General features: G+C 70.4%; 16 protein-coding genes. All 16 read left to right on the top strand.

Annotated features, from left to right (window positions below; translation table 11 throughout):
• Positions 1-58: 58 nt before the first annotated feature.
• The 16 genes from JL108_RS12790 to JL108_RS20260 all read left to right on the top strand — a co-directional run bounded on the left by JL108_RS12790 (position 59) and on the right by JL108_RS20260 (position 16,912).
• On the top strand, positions 59-475 hold the full coding sequence (locus JL108_RS12790) for a septum formation initiator family protein (RefSeq protein WP_143913127.1): 417 nt from the start codon (positions 59-61) through the stop codon (positions 473-475).
• Positions 475-2,217: a penicillin-binding protein 2 gene (locus tag JL108_RS12785; RefSeq protein WP_205198630.1), complete on the top strand. Its 1,743-nt coding sequence runs from the start codon at positions 475-477 to the stop codon at positions 2,215-2,217. The genes JL108_RS12790 and JL108_RS12785 overlap by 1 nt, the downstream gene beginning before the upstream one ends.
• A gap of 133 nt (positions 2,218-2,350) precedes the next feature.
• On the top strand, positions 2,351-3,787 hold the full coding sequence (locus JL108_RS12780; RefSeq protein ID WP_374190852.1) for a UDP-N-acetylmuramoyl-L-alanyl-D-glutamate--2,6-diaminopimelate ligase: 1,437 nt from the start codon (positions 2,351-2,353) through the stop codon (positions 3,785-3,787).
• Positions 3,766-5,157 carry a UDP-N-acetylmuramoyl-tripeptide--D-alanyl-D-alanine ligase gene (gene murF, locus JL108_RS12775; protein WP_307837262.1) on the top strand — a complete coding sequence of 464 codons (1,392 nt, stop codon included), beginning with the start codon at positions 3,766-3,768 and terminating at the stop codon, positions 5,155-5,157. Before JL108_RS12780 ends, murF begins: the two co-directional genes overlap by 22 nt.
• Before the next feature lie 31 nt (positions 5,158-5,188).
• Entirely contained in the window at positions 5,189-6,253 is a 1,065-nt protein-coding gene (mraY, locus tag JL108_RS12770; protein ID WP_205198629.1) for a phospho-N-acetylmuramoyl-pentapeptide-transferase, read from the top strand.
• On the top strand, positions 6,250-7,701 hold the full coding sequence (gene murD, locus JL108_RS12765; protein WP_307837261.1) for a UDP-N-acetylmuramoyl-L-alanine--D-glutamate ligase: 1,452 nt from the start codon (positions 6,250-6,252) through the stop codon (positions 7,699-7,701). Before mraY ends, murD begins: the two co-directional genes overlap by 4 nt.
• Before the next feature lie 55 nt (positions 7,702-7,756).
• Entirely contained in the window at positions 7,757-8,968 is a 1,212-nt protein-coding gene (gene ftsW, locus JL108_RS12760; protein WP_205198628.1) for a putative lipid II flippase FtsW, read from the top strand.
• Positions 8,969-8,970: 2 nt separating this feature from the next.
• Entirely contained in the window at positions 8,971-10,050 is a 1,080-nt protein-coding gene (gene murG, locus JL108_RS12755) for an undecaprenyldiphospho-muramoylpentapeptide beta-N-acetylglucosaminyltransferase (RefSeq protein ID WP_205198674.1), read from the top strand.
• Entirely contained in the window at positions 10,047-11,447 is a 1,401-nt protein-coding gene (murC, locus tag JL108_RS12750; protein ID WP_205198627.1) for a UDP-N-acetylmuramate--L-alanine ligase, read from the top strand. The genes murG and murC overlap by 4 nt, the downstream gene beginning before the upstream one ends.
• A complete protein-coding gene (locus JL108_RS12745) occupies positions 11,444-12,160 on the top strand; it encodes an FtsQ-type POTRA domain-containing protein (RefSeq protein ID WP_205198626.1) in 717 nt (238 codons plus the stop codon). The genes murC and JL108_RS12745 overlap by 4 nt, the downstream gene beginning before the upstream one ends.
• 370 nt (positions 12,161-12,530) lie before the next feature.
• A complete protein-coding gene (gene ftsZ / locus JL108_RS12740) occupies positions 12,531-13,727 on the top strand; it encodes a cell division protein FtsZ (protein ID WP_143913134.1) in 1,197 nt (398 codons plus the stop codon).
• A gap of 2 nt (positions 13,728-13,729) precedes the next feature.
• Positions 13,730-14,398: a polyphenol oxidase family protein gene (locus JL108_RS12735; RefSeq protein ID WP_307837260.1), complete on the top strand. Its 669-nt coding sequence runs from the start codon at positions 13,730-13,732 to the stop codon at positions 14,396-14,398.
• Positions 14,395-15,123, top strand: a complete 729-nt coding sequence (locus JL108_RS12730; RefSeq protein ID WP_307837259.1) for a YggS family pyridoxal phosphate-dependent enzyme — start codon at positions 14,395-14,397, stop codon at positions 15,121-15,123. Before JL108_RS12735 ends, JL108_RS12730 begins: the two co-directional genes overlap by 4 nt.
• Before the next feature lie 43 nt (positions 15,124-15,166).
• Complete coding sequence (locus JL108_RS12725) at positions 15,167-15,682, top strand: cell division protein SepF (RefSeq protein ID WP_143913137.1); 516 nt, start codon at positions 15,167-15,169, stop codon at positions 15,680-15,682.
• Between the two features lie 3 nt (positions 15,683-15,685).
• Entirely contained in the window at positions 15,686-15,979 is a 294-nt protein-coding gene (locus JL108_RS12720; protein ID WP_143913138.1) for a YggT family protein, read from the top strand.
• Between the two features lie 135 nt (positions 15,980-16,114).
• Positions 16,115-16,912 (top strand): DivIVA domain-containing protein, encoded by a 798-nt coding sequence (locus JL108_RS20260; protein ID WP_143913139.1) that lies wholly within the window; start codon positions 16,115-16,117, stop codon positions 16,910-16,912.
• The last annotated feature ends 14 nt before the right edge of the window (positions 16,913-16,926 follow it).

The following is a 16,926-nucleotide window of genomic DNA, read 5'->3' as shown; positions in this document are numbered from 1 at the left end:
TGGCGATCGAACGTCCGTTGCCGCGTCCGTCCGGCACGCGTCCCTCCGGGCGGTGCCGGTGAGCCGGGGGAGCGCGGTCGCCAGTCAGGCCGGCCGCGCGCTCGTCGCGCGAGGACACGAGGTCCGCTCGGCCGGTCTGCGGCTCGTCGCGCCGGTGCGGCAGCGGGCCAAGCGCGCGCCCTTCGTCGTCGTGCTGCTCACGGTGCTCGGCGTGGGTCTCGTCGGCCTCATCATCATGAGCACGATCATGCAGAGCCAGTCTTTCGTACTGTCCGACCTGACCCGCGAGAACGAGAGCCTGGGCATCGAGCGTGAGGGACTTGCCCGCGAGCTGCAGGACCTGCAGTCGCCGCAGTCGCTCGCGGACAAGGCGACCAATGCCGGCATGGTGCCTCCGGCCAATCCCGTGTTCCTGCGGCTGGCCGACGGCACGGTGATCGGCCAGCCGATTCCCGCCGGAGAGGGAGGTCAGTGATGATCACCGCGATGACCCGGCGCCGGGTGCGGGTGTGTCTCGTGCTCGCGCTGGCGGTCTTCCTCGTGTTCGGCCTGCGCCTGTTCCAGATCCAGGGCGTCGATGCCAAGGCCTATGCGGCGATGGCTGTGCAGAACGGCACCGCGACGACCACGGTGCCCGCACCGCGCGGCGCGATCGTCGACCGTAACGGCGTGGAGCTCGCCTCCAATACCGATGGACTCACCGTCACGGCCGATCCGAGCATGACGTCCGAGCACGCCCCGCAGATCGCCCGCATCCTCTATGAGCAGCTGCCCGGCGAGATCGACTACTTCGACACGATCGAGAAGCTCCGGACCCCGGACTCGCGCTTCGTCTACGTCGTCCGCGACATCCCCGCCTCCGAGGCCTCCGATGCGGTCAAGGCCGTGCGCGACGCGAAGTACACCGGTGTCTTCACCGAGAAGGAGAATCTACGCAGCTACCCGGGCGGGTCGCTCGCGGCGAATCTCCTCGGCTTCACCGACAACTCCGGCAAGGGCGTCCAGGGCATCGAGCAGATGTTCGACGACCAGCTGACCGGCACCGACGGGTCGAGCACCTACGAGGTCTCCTCGACCGGACAGCGCATCCCGATGGCCGACAACACCGTCGAGGAGATGGTGCCCGGCACCGCGGTGAAGACCACGATCGACCGCGACCTGCAGTGGTTCGCCGACCAGCGGCTCTCCGAGGTCGTGTCGTCGACCGGCTCGGCCTGGGGGCTCGCGATCACGATGGACGTCAAGACCTGCCAGATCCTCCAGATGTCGCAGGCACCGACCTTCAATCCCGACACCCGCCAGGGCATCACCGACCAGAACACGGTCTCGCGTGCCACACAGACGGTGTACGAGCCGGGATCGGTCATGAAGCCCGTGACGATGGCGGCGCTGGCCGATCAGGGGCTCATCAACGCCGATTCCAAGGTGCGGGTGCCCGAGAGCATGACCATCGACGGCTTCCGGATCGGCGACCACTGGGACCACGGCGTGCTGCAGATGACCGCGGCCGGAGTCATCGCCCAGTCCTCGAACCTCGGCACGATCGTCGCGGCTCAGCAGATGGACGATCAGACCTTCTACGACTACCTGCGCAAGTTCGGCTTCGGCGAGCAGACCGGTGTCGGCCTGCCGGGCGAGTCCGCGGGCATCGTCGAGGATGCCGACAGCTGGACCCGGGCCAAGCACGCCACGACCGCCTTCGGGCAGGGCATCTCGGTGACCGGCGTGCAGATGCTGCGCGCGATCGGCGTCATCGCCAATGACGGCATGGGCTGCGATCCGACGGTGGTCGAGTCGACGATCGCGCCGGACGGCACCGAGAAGAAGATCGAGCAGGACGAGCCGGAGCGTGTGGTGTCACCCGAGGCGGCTGCACAGGTCACCCGGATGATGGAGGCGGTCACCGCCGACGACGGAACGGCGCCGCTGGCCCAGGTCGACGGCTACCGTGTGGCGGGCAAGACCGGTACGGCGTGGCGCGTCGATCCGGACACGGGACGCTATCTGCGGGGTCAGAACCTGGTGTCCTTCGTCGGCTTCGCTCCCGCGGACAAGCCGCGTTTCGTGACCTACATCGTCATCGACAAGGCGCCGGGCGGCGCCGGTGGTGGCTCGTTGGCCGCCCCGATCTTCCACGACATCATGTCGATGGCACTCGAGCGATTCGGCGTCATGCCCACGGGCTCGCCGTCGCCCGAGGTCGCGCAGTACTGGTGAGGACGATGACACGTGACGAGGCCGCTCGTCGCCCTCGCGCGGGGGACTAGTGCGGGGCACTAGTGTCGGAGGCGTGGTTGAGGAGTCCATGCGGGTACGCCCGACCGAGCCCCCGCATCGTTCGCTGCGTTCGCTGGCGCATCGGCTCGGCGTCCGTCCGCACGGCGAGGCCGAGGTGACAGGGTTGAGCTTGAACACCGCGGAGGTGCGGCCCGGAGATCTCTACGCGGCGCTGCCGGGCGCGAGCACGCACGGTGCGCGCTTCGCCGACCGGGCCGCGGCCTCGGGCGCGGTGGCGGTGCTGACCGATGCGCGGGGATTGCAGTGCGTCCCCGACGGACTGCCGTATCTCGTGGTGGAGGACCCACGCCGGGTCCTCGCCGATCTCGCGGCGGACGTGTACGACCATCCCAGTGAGGCGTTCACCACGATCGGCATCACCGGCACCCAGGGCAAGACCACCAGCACCTATCTGGCGGAGGCGGCGCTCAGCGGCGAGCGGCCCGCGGTCATCGGCACGATCGGCACCCGGATCGCCGGCGTGCCGGCGGCGTCGACGCTGACGACCCCCGAGGCGCCCGCGTTGCAAGCGCTCTTCGCGGTCATGCGCGAGGAGGAGGTCACCGCCTGTGCGATGGAGGTCTCGAGCCACGCCCTCGTCAAGGGCCGGGTCGACGGGTTCGCCTTCGATGTCGGCGTCTTCTTGAACCTCGGTCGCGACCACCTGGACTTCCATGCCGACATGGAGGACTACTTCCAGGCCAAGGCGCGACTGTTCGCGCCCGAGCACGCCCGGGCCGGGGTCGTCCTGGTCGACGATCACTACGGCCGCCGCCTCGCCGCCGAGGCCGAGATCCCCATCACCACGGTCTCGACGGGAGAGGAGCCCGCCGACTGGCGGATCGCCGAGCTCGAGGCACAGCCGCTCGGGTCGCGTGCCGTGCTCCGGACCCCCGACGGCGATGAGATCGAGCTCGTGGTGCCGCTGCCCGGTGCGTTCAATGTGGCCAACGCGGCCGCCGTCGTGGCCGCCCTCGCCGTCTCCGGACGCGATCCGCGCGCAGCCGCGGCAGGAATCGCGCGGAGCCCCGGTGTACCCGGCCGGATGGAACGGATCGACTCCGGGCGAGACGTGACCGTGGTGGTCGACTACGCGCACAAGCCGGACGCGATCGTGGCCGTGCTGGAGGCCCTGCGACCGGTGACGGAGGGGCGTCTCATCATCGTGCTCGGCGCCGGGGGCGACCGTGACCGCGGCAAGCGCTCCGTCATGGGCGCCGCCGCGGCCGAGCGTGCGGACATCCTCGTGGTCACCGATGACAACCCGCGCTCGGAGAACCCGGCGCACATCCGGGCCGCGGTGATCGAGGGGGCGCGCGATGCCCGAGCCGAGGTCGTCGAGGTCGCCGGCCGGCGGGCGGCGATCGCCGAGGCCCTCTCGATGGCGCGGGCCGGGGACACGGTCGTCGTCGCGGGCAAGGGGCACGAGCGCGGGCAGGAGATCGACGGCGTCGTCCACCCCTTCGACGATCGCGATGTCGTCCGCGAGTGTCTGGAGTCGCTGCGATGATCGCCGGACTCACCGCGGCCGATATCGCCGAGATCACCGGCGGCGCTCTGCGCGCCGATCCCGGCCTCGCGGTGCCCGGACCGGTCGTCATCGACTCGCGGGAGACGGCACCGGGGGCGATCTTCGCCGCGATGGCCGGCGATCACGCCGACGGACATCGCTTCGTGCCGGGAGCGCTCGCCGACGGTGCCGCACTGGCGCTCGTCACCGCAGAGGTCGAAGGACCGGCGGTGGTGGTCGACGACGTTCCCGCCGCCATGGCGGCGCTCGCCCGGCACAGTCTGGAGGTACTACGCGAGCGGGGTGAGATCACCGTGATCGCGATCACCGGTTCGCACGGCAAGACGAGCGTCAAGGACATGCTGGCGGGCGTCCTCGGCGACCAGGCCCCGACGGTCGCCCCGCGCGGCTCGTTCAACAACGAGCTGGGTGTGCCCCTCACCGTCCTGCGAGCCGATGCGGACACCAGGTACCTGGTCGTGGAGATGGGGGCTCGTGGCATCGGCCACATCGCGTATCTGTGCGGGATCGCGCCGCCGGACATCGGCGTGGTCCTCAATGTCGGCTCCGCCCACCTCGGAGAGTTCGGCACACCGGAGATCACGGCGCTGGCCAAGGGCGAACTGGTCGAGGCCGTCGGCAGTGGGGGAGTCGCCGTCCTCAATGCCGATGATCACCGCGTCGCCGCCATGGCCTCGCGCACCGCGGCACATGTCGCCACCTTCGGCTTCGCCGGCGAGGACGTCCGATTGACCGGAGAGGTGACCACGGACGCCGCTGGCCATCCGCATGTCCTGGCCCGCGTCGAGGGAGCCGATCGCGATCTGACGGTCGCGCAGCTGGGACCGCACCAGGTGCTCAACGCGGCAGCGGCGCTCGCCGCCGCCCGGGCCGCGGGCATCGCGACCGAGGCGGCCGTCGCCTCGCTGGCGACCGCCGGGCCGCGGTCGCCCATGCGGATGGAACGCCACGAGCGCGCCGACGGGGTCGTCGTCGTCAACGACGCCTACAACGCGAATCCGGAGTCGATGGAGGCCGCGCTGCGCGCCCTGGCCGGCCTGGCCGATACCGCCCGCTCGGTCGCGGTCCTGGGCAGCATGCTGGAGCTCGGAGAGCGGGCGCGCGAGGACCACGAGGCGGTCGGCGCCCTGGCGGCGAGCCTGGGCATCGGACGTGTGGTCGCTGTCGGCGACCACGCCGAGGACATCGCGCGCGGGGCGGGAGCGATCGCCGAGGTCGCCGCGACGCCCGCGGACGCCATCCGTACACTCGACAGGAGCCTGCGGCCCGGTCACGTGGTGCTCGTGAAAGCATCGAGGGGCGAACGGCTCGAGCGTGTCGCCGACGCGTTGCTCGCCGCTGACCGATGACGACGACCTGTCTTCGAAAGGAAACCGCCCCGTGCTTGCTGTCCTGATCGCCGGTGCCCTCGGACTCCTGGGCACGCTCGTCGGGACCAAGTGGGCGATCTCCGTGCTCGTCGCCAAGGGATACGGGCAGCTCATCCGCGACGACGGTCCGACCTCGCACCACACCAAGCGCGGCACGCCCACGATGGGCGGCATCGTCATCATCTTCTCGGTGGTGCTCGCCTACGCGGTGGCCAAGCTGGCCACCGGTTTCTGGCCGAGCCCCTCGGGGTGGCTGCTGCTGTTCCTGTTCGTCGGTCTCGGCCTGATCGGCTTCCTCGACGACTACATCAAGATCTCCAAGCAACGTTCCCTCGGCCTGCGCAGCAAGGCCAAGATGATCGGGCAGGTCTCGGTCGGCCTCATCTTCGCCGTGCTCGCCATCGGCTGGGAGGACGACCGCGGGCAGACGCCGATCACCCATGCGATCTCCTTCGCGCGTGACATCCCGGGGTGGACACTGCCGACGGTGGCGCTCATCGTGTGGGTGCTGCTGCTCATCGCGGCCACGTCCAATGGCGTCAACCTCACCGACGGTCTCGACGGCCTCGCGACCGGGGCCTCGGTCATGGTGTTCGGGGCCTATGTCGTCATCAACGTCTGGCAGTACAACCAGAACTGCGCCTACGACCTGGCGGCCGGCTGTTACGAGGTCCGCGATCCGATGGATCTCGCCACGATCGCCGCGGCGCTCACCGGCGCCTGCTTCGGATTCCTGTGGTGGAACACGTCGCCGGCCAAGATCTTCATGGGCGACACCGGCTCGCTCTCGCTCGGCGGCGCGATCGCCGGACTCGCGTTGATGACGCGCACCGAGTTGCTCCTCGTGCTGCTGGGCGGACTGTTCGTCATCATCACGCTCTCGGTGATCATCCAGGTGGGCTACTTCAAGATCTCCGGTGGCAAGCGGGTCTTCCGCATGGCGCCGTTGCAGCACCACTTCGAGCTCAAGGGCTGGGCCGAGATCACCATCGTGGTCCGGTTCTGGATCATCTGCGGGCTGTGCGTCCTCGCCGGAGTCGCGGTCTTCTACTGGGATTGGATCAGCCGCCAGTGAGCGGGATCGACGTGGACGCGCTCGGACGGGACGACTCCTGGGAGGGCGTGCGTGCCCTCGTCACGGGATTCGGTGTGAGCGGTTTCGCCGCGGCCGACACCCTCACGCATCTCGGTGCCTCGGTCATCGCGGTCGACTCCTCGGAGGGCGACGCCGCGCGGCGGGAGCAGGCCACGCTCCTGCGGATCCTGGGAGCCGATGTCCGTCTGGGCCCTGGGGCCACCGACGCCCTGCCCGACGACATCGACATCGTCGTGACCTCGCCGGGTTGGCGCCCCGACACCCCGCTGCTGGCGGAGGCAGCGGAGCGCGGCATCCCGATTTGGGGCGAGGTCGAGCTCGCCTGGCGGCTGCGCGGTCCCGACGCCGCGCCGTGGCTCGTCGTGACCGGCACCAACGGCAAGACCACCACGGTCCAGATGCTGGAGCAGATCCTGCTCGCGGCGGGACTGCGAGCACGGGCCGTCGGTAATGTCGGCACGCCTGTCCTCGAGGCCGTCATGGATCCCGAGGGCTACGACGTGCTCGCGGTCGAGCTCTCCAGCTTCCAGCTGCACTGGACCTCCTCGATGTCCGCCGAGGCGGCGGCCGTCCTCAATATCGCTCCCGACCACTACGACTGGCACGGGGGAGCGGACGCCTACGCGGCTGCCAAGGGCCGCGTGTACGAGAACGTGCAGCGCGCCTGCGTCTACAACGTGGCCGATCCGGTGACGCGACGGCTCGTGGAGGAGGCGGACGTGATCGAGGGCGCGCGGGCGATCGGCTTCACCCGCGGTGTCCCCGGACTCAGCGAGCTCGGGGTCGTCGACGATCTGCTGGCCGACCGCGCCTTCGTGGAGAACCGTGCCGAGCAGGCGGCCGAGCTGGGATCGCTCGACGATCTCTATGCCGACGCGCCCCATGTGATCGAGAACGCCCTCGCCGCCGCCGCGCTCGCTCGGGCCCACGGCGTCGAGCCCGCCGCCGTCCGTGCGGGACTGCGTGCCTTCCGCCCGGGACCGCACCGGGTCGCGGAGGTCGGCCGGATCGGCGGCATCCGCTATGTCGACGACTCCAAGGCCACCAACCCGCACGCGGCCGGCGCTGCGCTGTCCGCGGTCGAGAGCGCGGTCTGGATCGCCGGTGGGCTCGCCAAAGGCGCGACCTTCGACGGGCTGGTCGAGGGTGCCCGCGACCGCCTGCGGGCGGTCGTCCTGATCGGCCGGGACCGGTCCCTGATCGCCGAAGCGCTGGCGCGACACGCGCCCGAGGTGCCGGTGGTCGAGGTCGAGACGGGCGAGGATGACCTCATGGATCGTGTGGTCGAGGTCGCGTCGTCGTTCGCCGTCGACGGTGACACGGTGCTCCTTGCACCCGCCTGCGCCTCCATGGACCAGTTCACCGACTACGCGCAACGTGGCGAGTTGTTCGCCGAGGCGGTCCGACGTCTCGCCGAGCGCACGTAGTCCCGACCAGCTTTCTCCTTCCCCGATCTTCCCCGCCTCGTTGAAGGATTTACCCATGAGTGAGTCTCGTACGAGCACTCGACCCCGCCGCGCGTCCGCGGCGATGGAATCGGTGCGCCAGGTGCTGGCACGCCCGCTCGCCTCCTATCAGCTCGTCCTCGGCCTCACCGCGATCCTGCTGGGGCTCGGCCTCATCATGGTGCTGAGCGCCAGCTCGGTGTTCGCGCTGCGCACCTACGGAGACTCCTTCTACATCGTGACGCGCCAGGTGATCTTCGCCGGGCTCGGCGTGGTGGGCTTCCTGATCGTGCTGCGGATGCCGATGGACAAGCTGCGGATGCTGATCCGCCCCGTGCTGCTGATCGTCGTCGTGCTCATCGTCTTGACGTTCACGCCTCTCGGCCTGGAGGTCAACGGCAACCGCAACTGGCTGCCGCTGTTCGGCGGATTCAACCTGCAGCCGTCCGAGCTCGCCAAGCTCGTGCTGGTGCTGTGGATCGCGGACCTGTACGACCGGCGGCACAAGTACCTCGGCACACCGCGCTACATCCTCACGCCGATGCTCCCCGTGGCCGGCGCGGTCTCGGCGATGGTCGTCGCCCAGGACGACCTCGGCACCGCGCTCGTGCTCTTCGCGGTGATCGTGGGCATGCTGTGGGTGGCCGGCCTGCCTGCCCGGTACATGTGGTTCCTGGGGCTGGCGATCGGTGTCGTCTCGGTGTTCTTCGTCGCGACGGCTCCGCACCGTGTGACGCGCATGCTGAGCTTCCTGGACCCGACCGCGGACCCCGAGGGAGCCGGTCACCAGTCGATCAAGGCGATGATGGCCTTCGCGCGAGGCGGCTTCGGCGGGGTCGGGCTCGGGCAGAGCCGGCAGAAGTGGGGCGCGCTCCCCGAGGCGCACAATGACTTCATCCTCGCCGTCATCGGCGAGGAGCTCGGCCTGGCCGGAACCCTCGTGCTCTTGGCGCTTTTCGTCATGCTGGGCTTCGTCGGCTTCCGGATCGCCATGCGCGCCCGCGACCGCTTCGCGCGGTACACGGCGGCGGGCATCACGATCTGGCTGTTGTCGCAGGCGATCATCAACGTCGGCATGGTGGTCGGTCTGCTGCCGGTCATCGGCATCCCGTTGCCGCTCATCTCGTACGGAGGGTCCAGCCTGCTCGCCACACTCGTCGGACTCGGCTTCCTCGCCAAGTGCGCCACCACCGAACCCGGGGCCGCGCGTGCGCTGGCCACCAGCCGTCGTCGTAAGGCGGCGGTGTGACGATGCGCGTGCTGCTCGCCGGCGGGGGGACCGCCGGACACACCTCACCGCTGCTCGCGACCGCGGCCGTCCTGAGCGCCGCCGGCGACGACCTGGTGTGCCTCGGCACTCCGCGTGGTCTCGAGGTCGAGCTCGTTCCGGCCGCCGGCTACGAGCTCGAGCTGGTGCCGCCGGTGCCGCTCCCACGCCGCCCGGGCCCGGATCTCGTCAAGGTGCCCGTCCGGCTACGGCGCACGGTCAAGGCGACCCTCGACGTGATGGACCGGTTCTCCCCGGACGTCGTGGTGGGCTTCGGGGGCTATGTCTCGGTGCCGGCCTATCTCGCGGCGCGCCGCCGCAAACTGCCGATCGTCGTCCACGAGGGCAACGCGCTGCCGGGGATCGCCAACAAGCTGGGCGCCCGGTTCACCCAGCACGTGGCCACGAGCTTCCCCGACACGGTGCTGCCGCACGCCCAGTACCTCGGCTTGCCGATCCGCCGTGAGATCGCGTCCCTCGACCGGCATGCCGAGCGCTCCGAGGCGCGGCGATTCTTCGAGCTCGACCCCGACCGTCCGACCATCCTGGTGACGGGCGGATCCCAGGGCGCGCGTCGCATCAATCAGGCGATGGCGGGTGCCGCTCCCGCGCTCGCCGCGGCAGGCGTGCAGGTGCTGCACGCCGCCGGTCGTCCCGACGAGGTGCCGGTCGAGACCGCGCCCGGCGCCCCGCCCTATCGGGTCATCCCGTTCATCGAGCGCATGGACCTCGCCTACGCCGCCGCCGACTTCACGGTGTGCCGGTCGGGTGCCAACACGGTCACGGAGGTCGCCGCCGTGGGGCTTCCCGCGGCCTTCGTGCCGCTGCCGATCGGCAACGGGGAGCAGGCCTTGAACGCCCATCCCGTCGTCGAGGCCGGAGGCGGCGTGCTCATCGACGATGCCGCGTTCACCTCCGCCTGGGTCGAGCAGGCCGTCATCCCGCTGGTGACCGATCCGTCCGCACTCGATCAGATGTCGAGGGCGGCATCGGACATCGTCCGCGCGGATGCCGCGGAGCGGCTCGCCGAGCTGATCCACCTGGCCGGAGGGGAGCGCCGGTGAGGATCCCGGTCCCCGAGCACGTCCTGCCGGCCGCCGAGCTCGGCACCGTGCACTTCATCGGCATCGGCGGTGCCGGATTGTCGGCCATCGCCCGGATCATGGCGCAGCGGGGCCTGCGGGTGCAGGGATCGGACGCGCGTGACTCGGATGTCTTGGCGTCGTTGCGGGCCGAGGGCATCGAGTGCTTCGTCGGCCAGAACGGCGAGCACCTCGCCGGTGTCGACACGGTCATCGCGAGCACGGCGGTCCGCGAGGACAATCCGGAGATCCTCGAAGCTCAGCGGGCCGGCGTGCGGCTCTGGCCGCGCTCGGCCGGCCTCGCCTCGCTGATGACCCCGCCCGCGGTCACCGTGGCCGTGGCCGGCACGCACGGCAAGACCACCACCACGGCGATGCTGACCTGCGCGCTGCAGGGCGCAGGCGCCGATCCCTCGTTCGCGATCGGGGCCGAGATCCCCTCCCTCGGCACCAATGCGCGCGCAGGTGCTGACGACATCTTCGTGGTCGAGGCGGATGAGAGCGACGGCGCGTTCCTGCATTACCACCCGCAGGTGGCACTGGTCACGAATGTCGACGCCGACCACCTCGACGTGTGGGGGAGCGTCGAGGCGTACGAGCGGGCTTTCGCCGACTTCATCGCGACGGTCGAGACCGCGGTGGTGCTGGCGATCGACGATCCAGGAGCCGAACGGCTCGCCGAGGTGGCCCGTTCAGCCGGGCTGCGGGTCGTGACGGTCGGCCTCGACACCCCGGCCGATGTCACCGCGCACGGCCTGCGGGTCGAGGGGGGCAGCACGCTGCTGACCGCCATGGTCGACGGTGTCTCGGTGCCGCTCGAGCTCGCGGTGCCGGGACGCCACTACGCCCAGGACGCGCTGCTGGCCCTGGCCGCCGGCTCGGTGCTCGGCCACGAGCCGTCCGCGCTGGCCCGCGGTCTCGGCACCTATGCCGGGGCCGCGCGACGGATGGAGTACAAGGGCGAGGCCGGGGGAGTGCGGGTGTACGACTCATACGCGCATCACCCGACCGAACTCGTGGCGGACCTGGCCGCGGCGCGGCAGGTGGCCGATGGCGCGCGTCTGGTGGCGGTGTTCCAGCCCCACCTGGTGAGCCGGACCCGGATCTTCGGCTCGCTGATGGGACAGGCCCTCTCCGCAGCGGACGAGGTCGCGGTGGTCGACATCTATCTGGCCCGCGAGGATCCGGACCCGGAGGTCACGGCTCAACTCGTGGCCGATGCGGTGACCGGTGTGCCCGCGCACGCGATCGGACCGGTCGGCGAAGCGGCCGATCGGCTCATGACACTCGTGCGCCCCGGCGACGTCGTGGTCACCCTCGGCGCCGGTGACATCACGGAGGTCGGGCCGCGGTTGCTGGCGTCGCTGGAGAGCCGGTGACGAGGACAGCCTTCGAGGAGCGGATGCGCCAGCGGCGCCGCCGCCGTTGGAAGCGTGGACTCCTGGCCGCGCTGGTGGTCGCCCTCGTGGGGGCGGCCGTGTGGGCGATCTGGTTCTCCGATCTGCTGGTGGCGCAGAAGGTCCGGGTGAGCGGTGTGGAGCAGCTCACCGAGGAGCAGGTGGTCCAGGCCGCCGAGGTGCCGCTCGGCACGCCGCTGGCCCGGCTCGACACCGAGGCTATCGAGGAGCGCGTGACCGATGCGCTGCCTCCGGCGCTGACAGTGGATGTCTCCCGGGGATGGCCCGATGCCGTGAGCGTCTCGGTCACCGAGCGCGAGGCGGTCGCCTGGGTCCAGCAGGGTGCCGGTCCATGGCTCGTCGACGGCGAGGGCGTGGTCTTCCTGCCCGCCGATCCGCCGCCCGAGGGATTGCTGGAGCTCCAGGTCGATACCGATGACGAGGATGTCCTCGCCGCCGCGGCTCAGGTCGCCGACGAGGTGCGGAGCATCGACCCGGCACTCGCGAACGGCGTGGCCCAGGTGCGGGCCGAGACGGTGGATTCGGTGGAGCTGGCGCTGGCCGACGGCCGGATGATCATGTGGGGGAGCGCCGGCGAGGCGAAGGCCAAGCTGCGGGTGCTGAAGGTGCTGCTGAACCTCCCCGCGAGCGAGTACGACGTGAGCGTCCCCACCCGCCCCACCACGCGCGAGTGAATCTCCCCGTCACCCGCGTCGTCCCCGTTCCGCGGGGGGGGGGGGGGGGGGGCCCCCCGCGCCGGGCGGGGGGGGGGGGGGGCCGCCCCCCCCCCCCCCCCCCCGCCGGGGCCCCCCCCCCCCCCCCACCACTCGCGGTCGGGATCGCACCACTCGGCGTGACGTGACCCGCCGACGCGCGTGACGCGAGGCACGTCCGGACTCGACCCGATCGCAGATGTCGCCGATCGTCCGGCGTGTTGGCGGGATCGACCGCGGGGCGACACCTAGAGTTTCATCATCGAGAGGTTGACATAACTATAAACCTCGACCTGAGGGTTAAGGTTCACAGTCTCACTCCAGGGCAGTCAGCGAACGAAGGGCAAGGCAGATGGCGGTTCAGAACTACCTCGCGGTGATCAAGGTGGTCGGCATCGGGGGCGGCGGCGTCAACGCCGTCAACCGCATGATCGAGGTCGGTCTCAAGGGTGTCGAGTTCATCGCCATCAACACCGACGCCCAGGCACTGCTCATGAGCGATGCCGATGTCAAGCTCGATGTCGGACGCGACTCCACGCGCGGCCTCGGCGCCGGAGCCAATCCCGAGATCGGTCAGAAGGCCGCCGAGGACCACGCCGACGAGATCGAGGCCGCGCTCAAGGGCGCCGACATGGTCTTCGTCACCGCGGGCGAGGGCGGCGGCACCGGCACCGGTGGCGCACCCGTCGTCGCGCGGATCGCCCGCTCGCTCGGCGCCCTGACGATCGGCGTCGTCACGCGCCCCTTCAAGTTCGAGGGACGCAACCGTTCCAATCAGGCCGACAACGGGATCCAGCGGCTGCGCGAGGAGGTCGACACCCTCATCGTGATCCCGAACGACCGCCTGCTCTCGATCAGCGACCCCAATGTCAGCCTGCTCGACTCCTTCCGCCAGGCCGACCAGGTGCTCTACCAGGGCGTCTCGGGCATCACCGACCTCATCACCACGCCGGGTCTGATCAACCTCGACTTCGCCGACGTCAAGTCGGTCATGAGCGATGCCGGCTCCGCGCTGATGGGCATCGGCTCGGCTCGCGGCGAGCAGCGCGCGGCCGTCGCGGCCGAGATGGCCGTGTCGAGTCCTTTGCTGGAGGCCTCCATCGAGGGTGCCCGGGGCGTGCTGCTGTCCATCGCGGGCGGCTCGGATCTCGGCCTGTTCGAGATCAACGAGGCTGCCGGCCTGGTCAGCGATGCGGTGCATCCCGAGGCCAACATCATCTTCGGCGCGGTCATCGACGATTCGCTCGGGGACGAGGTGCGCGTCACCGTCATCGCGGCCGGCTTCGACGGCGGAGAGCCCAAGGCCCGCGATGCCTCGCAGCCCGCGCTCCTGCGGGGCGAGCCCACGCAGCCCGCCCCAGCGGAGCAGCCGCGCCAGGCACCCGCCGCGCCGTCCTCGCAGCCGGGCGGCTCGGCGCCGCGTCAGGAGCCGGCCCGTCATCAGGCACCCCCGGCGGCCTCCCCGGAGCCCGCTCCACGACCGGAGCCGGAGCCGGCCTCGCAGAGCGACTTCAACGACGGCCTGGACGTCCCGGACTTCCTGCGCTGACGGTGTTCTGGCATCGCGAGCGTCACGGCCTGGCCGAGTTCGCCGTCACGGACGCCCGCAGCGACCTGCGTGCGGGCGAGCCGAGTGTCCTCGAACGCGTCTCCGAGGCCTTCGCCGGCGTCCCGGTAGCGCTGATGCGCCAGGTACACGGTGTCGGTATCGCCATCGCGGACCCGGCCTCGGCGCCGGCCGCCGACGCGTTGCTCGTCGAGGGTCCGGGTGTGGTGGCTGCCGTCCGCGTCGCCGACTGCGTGCCGATCGTGTTGGCCGACGATCACCTCCCGCTGGGGGCCGTCGTCCACGCCGGTCGAGCCGGCACCGCCGAGGGCATCGTCCCGGCCGCCGTCGCCCGATTGCGGGCCGACGGCGCCACATCGCTGCACGCATGGATCGGCCCGCACGTCTGCGGCCGTTGTTACGAGGTGCCCGCCGCGTTGGCGGCAGAGGTCGATGAGCGGGTGCCCGGAGCGTCCTCGACGACGTCGTGGGGCACCCCGTCGATCGACCTCGGCGCGGCAGTCGCCTCGCAGCTCACCGCCGAGGGCGTCGCGATCACCGATCTCGATGTCTGCACGCTCGAAGACGAGCGATTCCACTCCTACCGACGCGACGGCGAGCGGGCGGGACGATTCGCCATGCTCCTGACGATGCACGACGAGGAGGCCCGGTGACCGATCGATCCGCGACGCGAGACAAGCAGCTGCGTCGGCAGCTCGGTGTCGTCGAGGACGAGATCGCGGCCGCCTGTGCGGCCGCGGGGCGCTCCCGCGAGGACCTCACCCTCGTGGCGATCACCAAGACCTATCCGGCCTCGGACGTGGCGTCGCTCGCCGCGCTCGGGATCACCGACGTAGGGGAGAACCGGCATCCCGAGGCGAGGGACAAGCGCGAAGAGCTCGAGACGATCCTCCCTGAGGGCGTGACCATGCCCCGGCTCCACTTCGTCGGCGGGCTGCAGACCAACAAGGCCGGCCAGGTCGCCCGGTACGCCGATGTCGTGCAGAGCGTCGACCGGGCCAAACTCGCCCGATCGCTCTCGCGAGGGGCCGAGTCCGCCGAGCGGGAGATCGAGGTGCTCGTGCAGGTCGATTTCGGCGGCGACGACGCCGGGCGAGCCGGTGCCGAGCCCGCCGACGTGCCCGGGCTCGCCGACGCCATCGCCGACCTGCCAGGCCTCCGGCTCCGCGGTGTGATGACCGTCGCACCGCTCGGGGCGGACCCTGCCCCGAGCTTCGAGCACCTGGCGCGGATCGCCGATCGGCTGCGTCAGGACCATCCGGCGGCCGACATCGTGTCGGCCGGCATGAGCGGTGACTTCGCCGCGGCGATCGCCCACGGCGCGACACACCTGCGGATCGGTCGTTCGATCCTCGGGGAACGCCGTTCATTGCAGTAACCTCGCACTAGACCACCCAACGCACGACACTGACGGAGAAGCCATGGCAGGCGCAATGCGGAAAGTCGGAGAGTACCTCGGCCTCGTCGAGCAGGCCGACTACGACGACGTCGACTTCGAGGAGTCGGGGCCCGTCCGGAACGCTCCCGCCCGCACCTCGCGTGCCCAGGCGCCGCGTGCGCAGGTCGCCGAGCCCGAGCAGCAGACCTTCCGGCCCTCGGTACGCCCGGTCGCCGATCTCGACGAGCGACGCGCCGCCAACTTCGTCGGCCCGACGGACCTCTCCCGGATCGAGACGGTCACCCCGCACACCTACAACGATGCCCGCACGGTCGGCGAGCACTTCCGTTCCGGTGTGCCGGTGATCATGAACCTGTCGGATATCAGCGACGAAGACGCCAAGCGCCTCGTCGACTTCGCCGCCGGGTTGGTCTTCGCCTCGCACGGCTCCCTGAACCGCATCACCGCCAAGGTCTTCCTGCTCTCCCCGGAGAGCATCGTGGTGTCCGAGGAGGACAAGCAGGCCATCGTGGCCGGCGGCTTCTACAACCAGAGCTGATCGATGGGCTCGACGATCGCACAGATCATCTGGATCATCCTGCAGGTCGCCATCTGGCTGGTCATCGCCCGCTTCGTGGTCGACTGGATCCAGGTGTTGGCGCGCCAGTGGCGACCGAGTGGCTTCGTGGCAGTGATCTGCGAGGTGATCTACACCGTGACGGACCCGCCGTTGCGGGCCCTGCGCAAGGTCATTCCCCCGATCCGACTGGGGCAGGTGATGCTGGACCTCTCGCCGATGATCCTCATCATCGTCCTGGTCATCGCTCAGGGCGTGGCGCGCGGCCTCATGTACTAGGCTGGATCGCGCTGACTGGACGCCGATGCGGTAGGTGCGTAGCAGCCCTGCACTGCCACAGAGTACGGTGGAGGGTGACACCGCCGGTCCCGTCCGGTGAGCCCCAGAGATGGATACATACCTAGAGGTGAATCGATGCCCTTGACGCCGGAAGACGTGCGCGAGAAGCGCTTCACAGCCGTGAGGCTGCGTGAAGGCTATGACATGGGCGAGGTCGACCAGTTCCTCGACGAGGTGGAGGCCGAGCTCGAGCGTCTCCTCGCCGAGAACGCCGAGCTGCGCTCGAAGCTGGAGGCCGGTGGCGGTGCCGCTCCCGCACCCGCCGAGCAGACCCGTCTGCAGGTGGCGCAGCCGGCCGAGCCGGTCAAGGAGCCCGAGCCCGCCAAGCCCGAGCCGGTCAAGGAGCCCGAGCCCGAGCCGGAGCCCACCCCGGAGCCGGTCAAGGCGGAGCCCACGCCGGAGCCGCAGAAGGTCGCCACGGTCAGCGAGGCGTCCGTCGCCGCCGCCCGACTGCTGGAGATCGCGTCCACCAACGCCGATCAGCTCATGGACTCGGCCAAGGAAGAGGCCGACCAGCTGCTCGGCAATGCCCGCAGCGAGGCCGAGCGGCTCGAGACCGAGTCCAAGGAGAAGGCCGAGCGCGTCGAGGCCGTCGCCCGCATGCGCGCGCACAAGCTCGACGAAGAGACCAACCAGCGTCGTCAGCAGATCCTGGCCGATATCGAGCGTCAGCGGCAGGAGCTGCAGACCGAGGTCGACCACCTGCGCGCCTACGAGCGCGAGTACCGCGCGCGTCTGAAGGCCTACTTCGAGAACCAGCTCAAGCAGCTCTCGGAGCAGGAGAATGTCGAGCCCACCTCGCAGGTGCGTCGTGGCGGCAACCGCATTCTCGCTGCCGACGACATCGCCTCGACACCCGTCGACAAGGGCTGACACCAGGTATCACG

It is taken from the genome of Aeromicrobium sp. YIM 150415 (assembly GCF_016918125.1).
Classification (GTDB): domain Bacteria; phylum Actinomycetota; class Actinomycetes; order Propionibacteriales; family Nocardioidaceae; genus Aeromicrobium; species Aeromicrobium piscarium.
Note: the sequence above shows the minus strand (reverse complement) of the source record. Positions and strands in the feature narration are given on the sequence as shown.

What these genes read in the sequence shown, in the direction of transcription:
- JL108_RS12785 (WP_205198630.1), top strand. Translation starts at nt 475, where the DNA reads ATGATCACCGCGATGACCCGGCGCCGGGTGCGGGTGTGTCTCGTGCTC.
- ftsW (WP_205198628.1), top strand. Translation starts at nt 7,757, where the DNA reads ATGAGTGAGTCTCGTACGAGCACTCGACCCCGCCGCGCGTCCGCGGCG.
- murG (WP_205198674.1), top strand. Translation starts at nt 8,971, where the DNA reads ATGCGCGTGCTGCTCGCCGGCGGGGGGACCGCCGGACACACCTCACCG.
- ftsZ (WP_143913134.1), top strand. Translation starts at nt 12,531, where the DNA reads ATGGCGGTTCAGAACTACCTCGCGGTGATCAAGGTGGTCGGCATCGGG.
- JL108_RS12725 (WP_143913137.1), top strand. Translation starts at nt 15,167, where the DNA reads ATGGCAGGCGCAATGCGGAAAGTCGGAGAGTACCTCGGCCTCGTCGAG.
- JL108_RS12720 (WP_143913138.1), top strand. Translation starts at nt 15,686, where the DNA reads ATGGGCTCGACGATCGCACAGATCATCTGGATCATCCTGCAGGTCGCC.
- JL108_RS20260 (WP_143913139.1), top strand. Translation starts at nt 16,115, where the DNA reads ATGCCCTTGACGCCGGAAGACGTGCGCGAGAAGCGCTTCACAGCCGTG.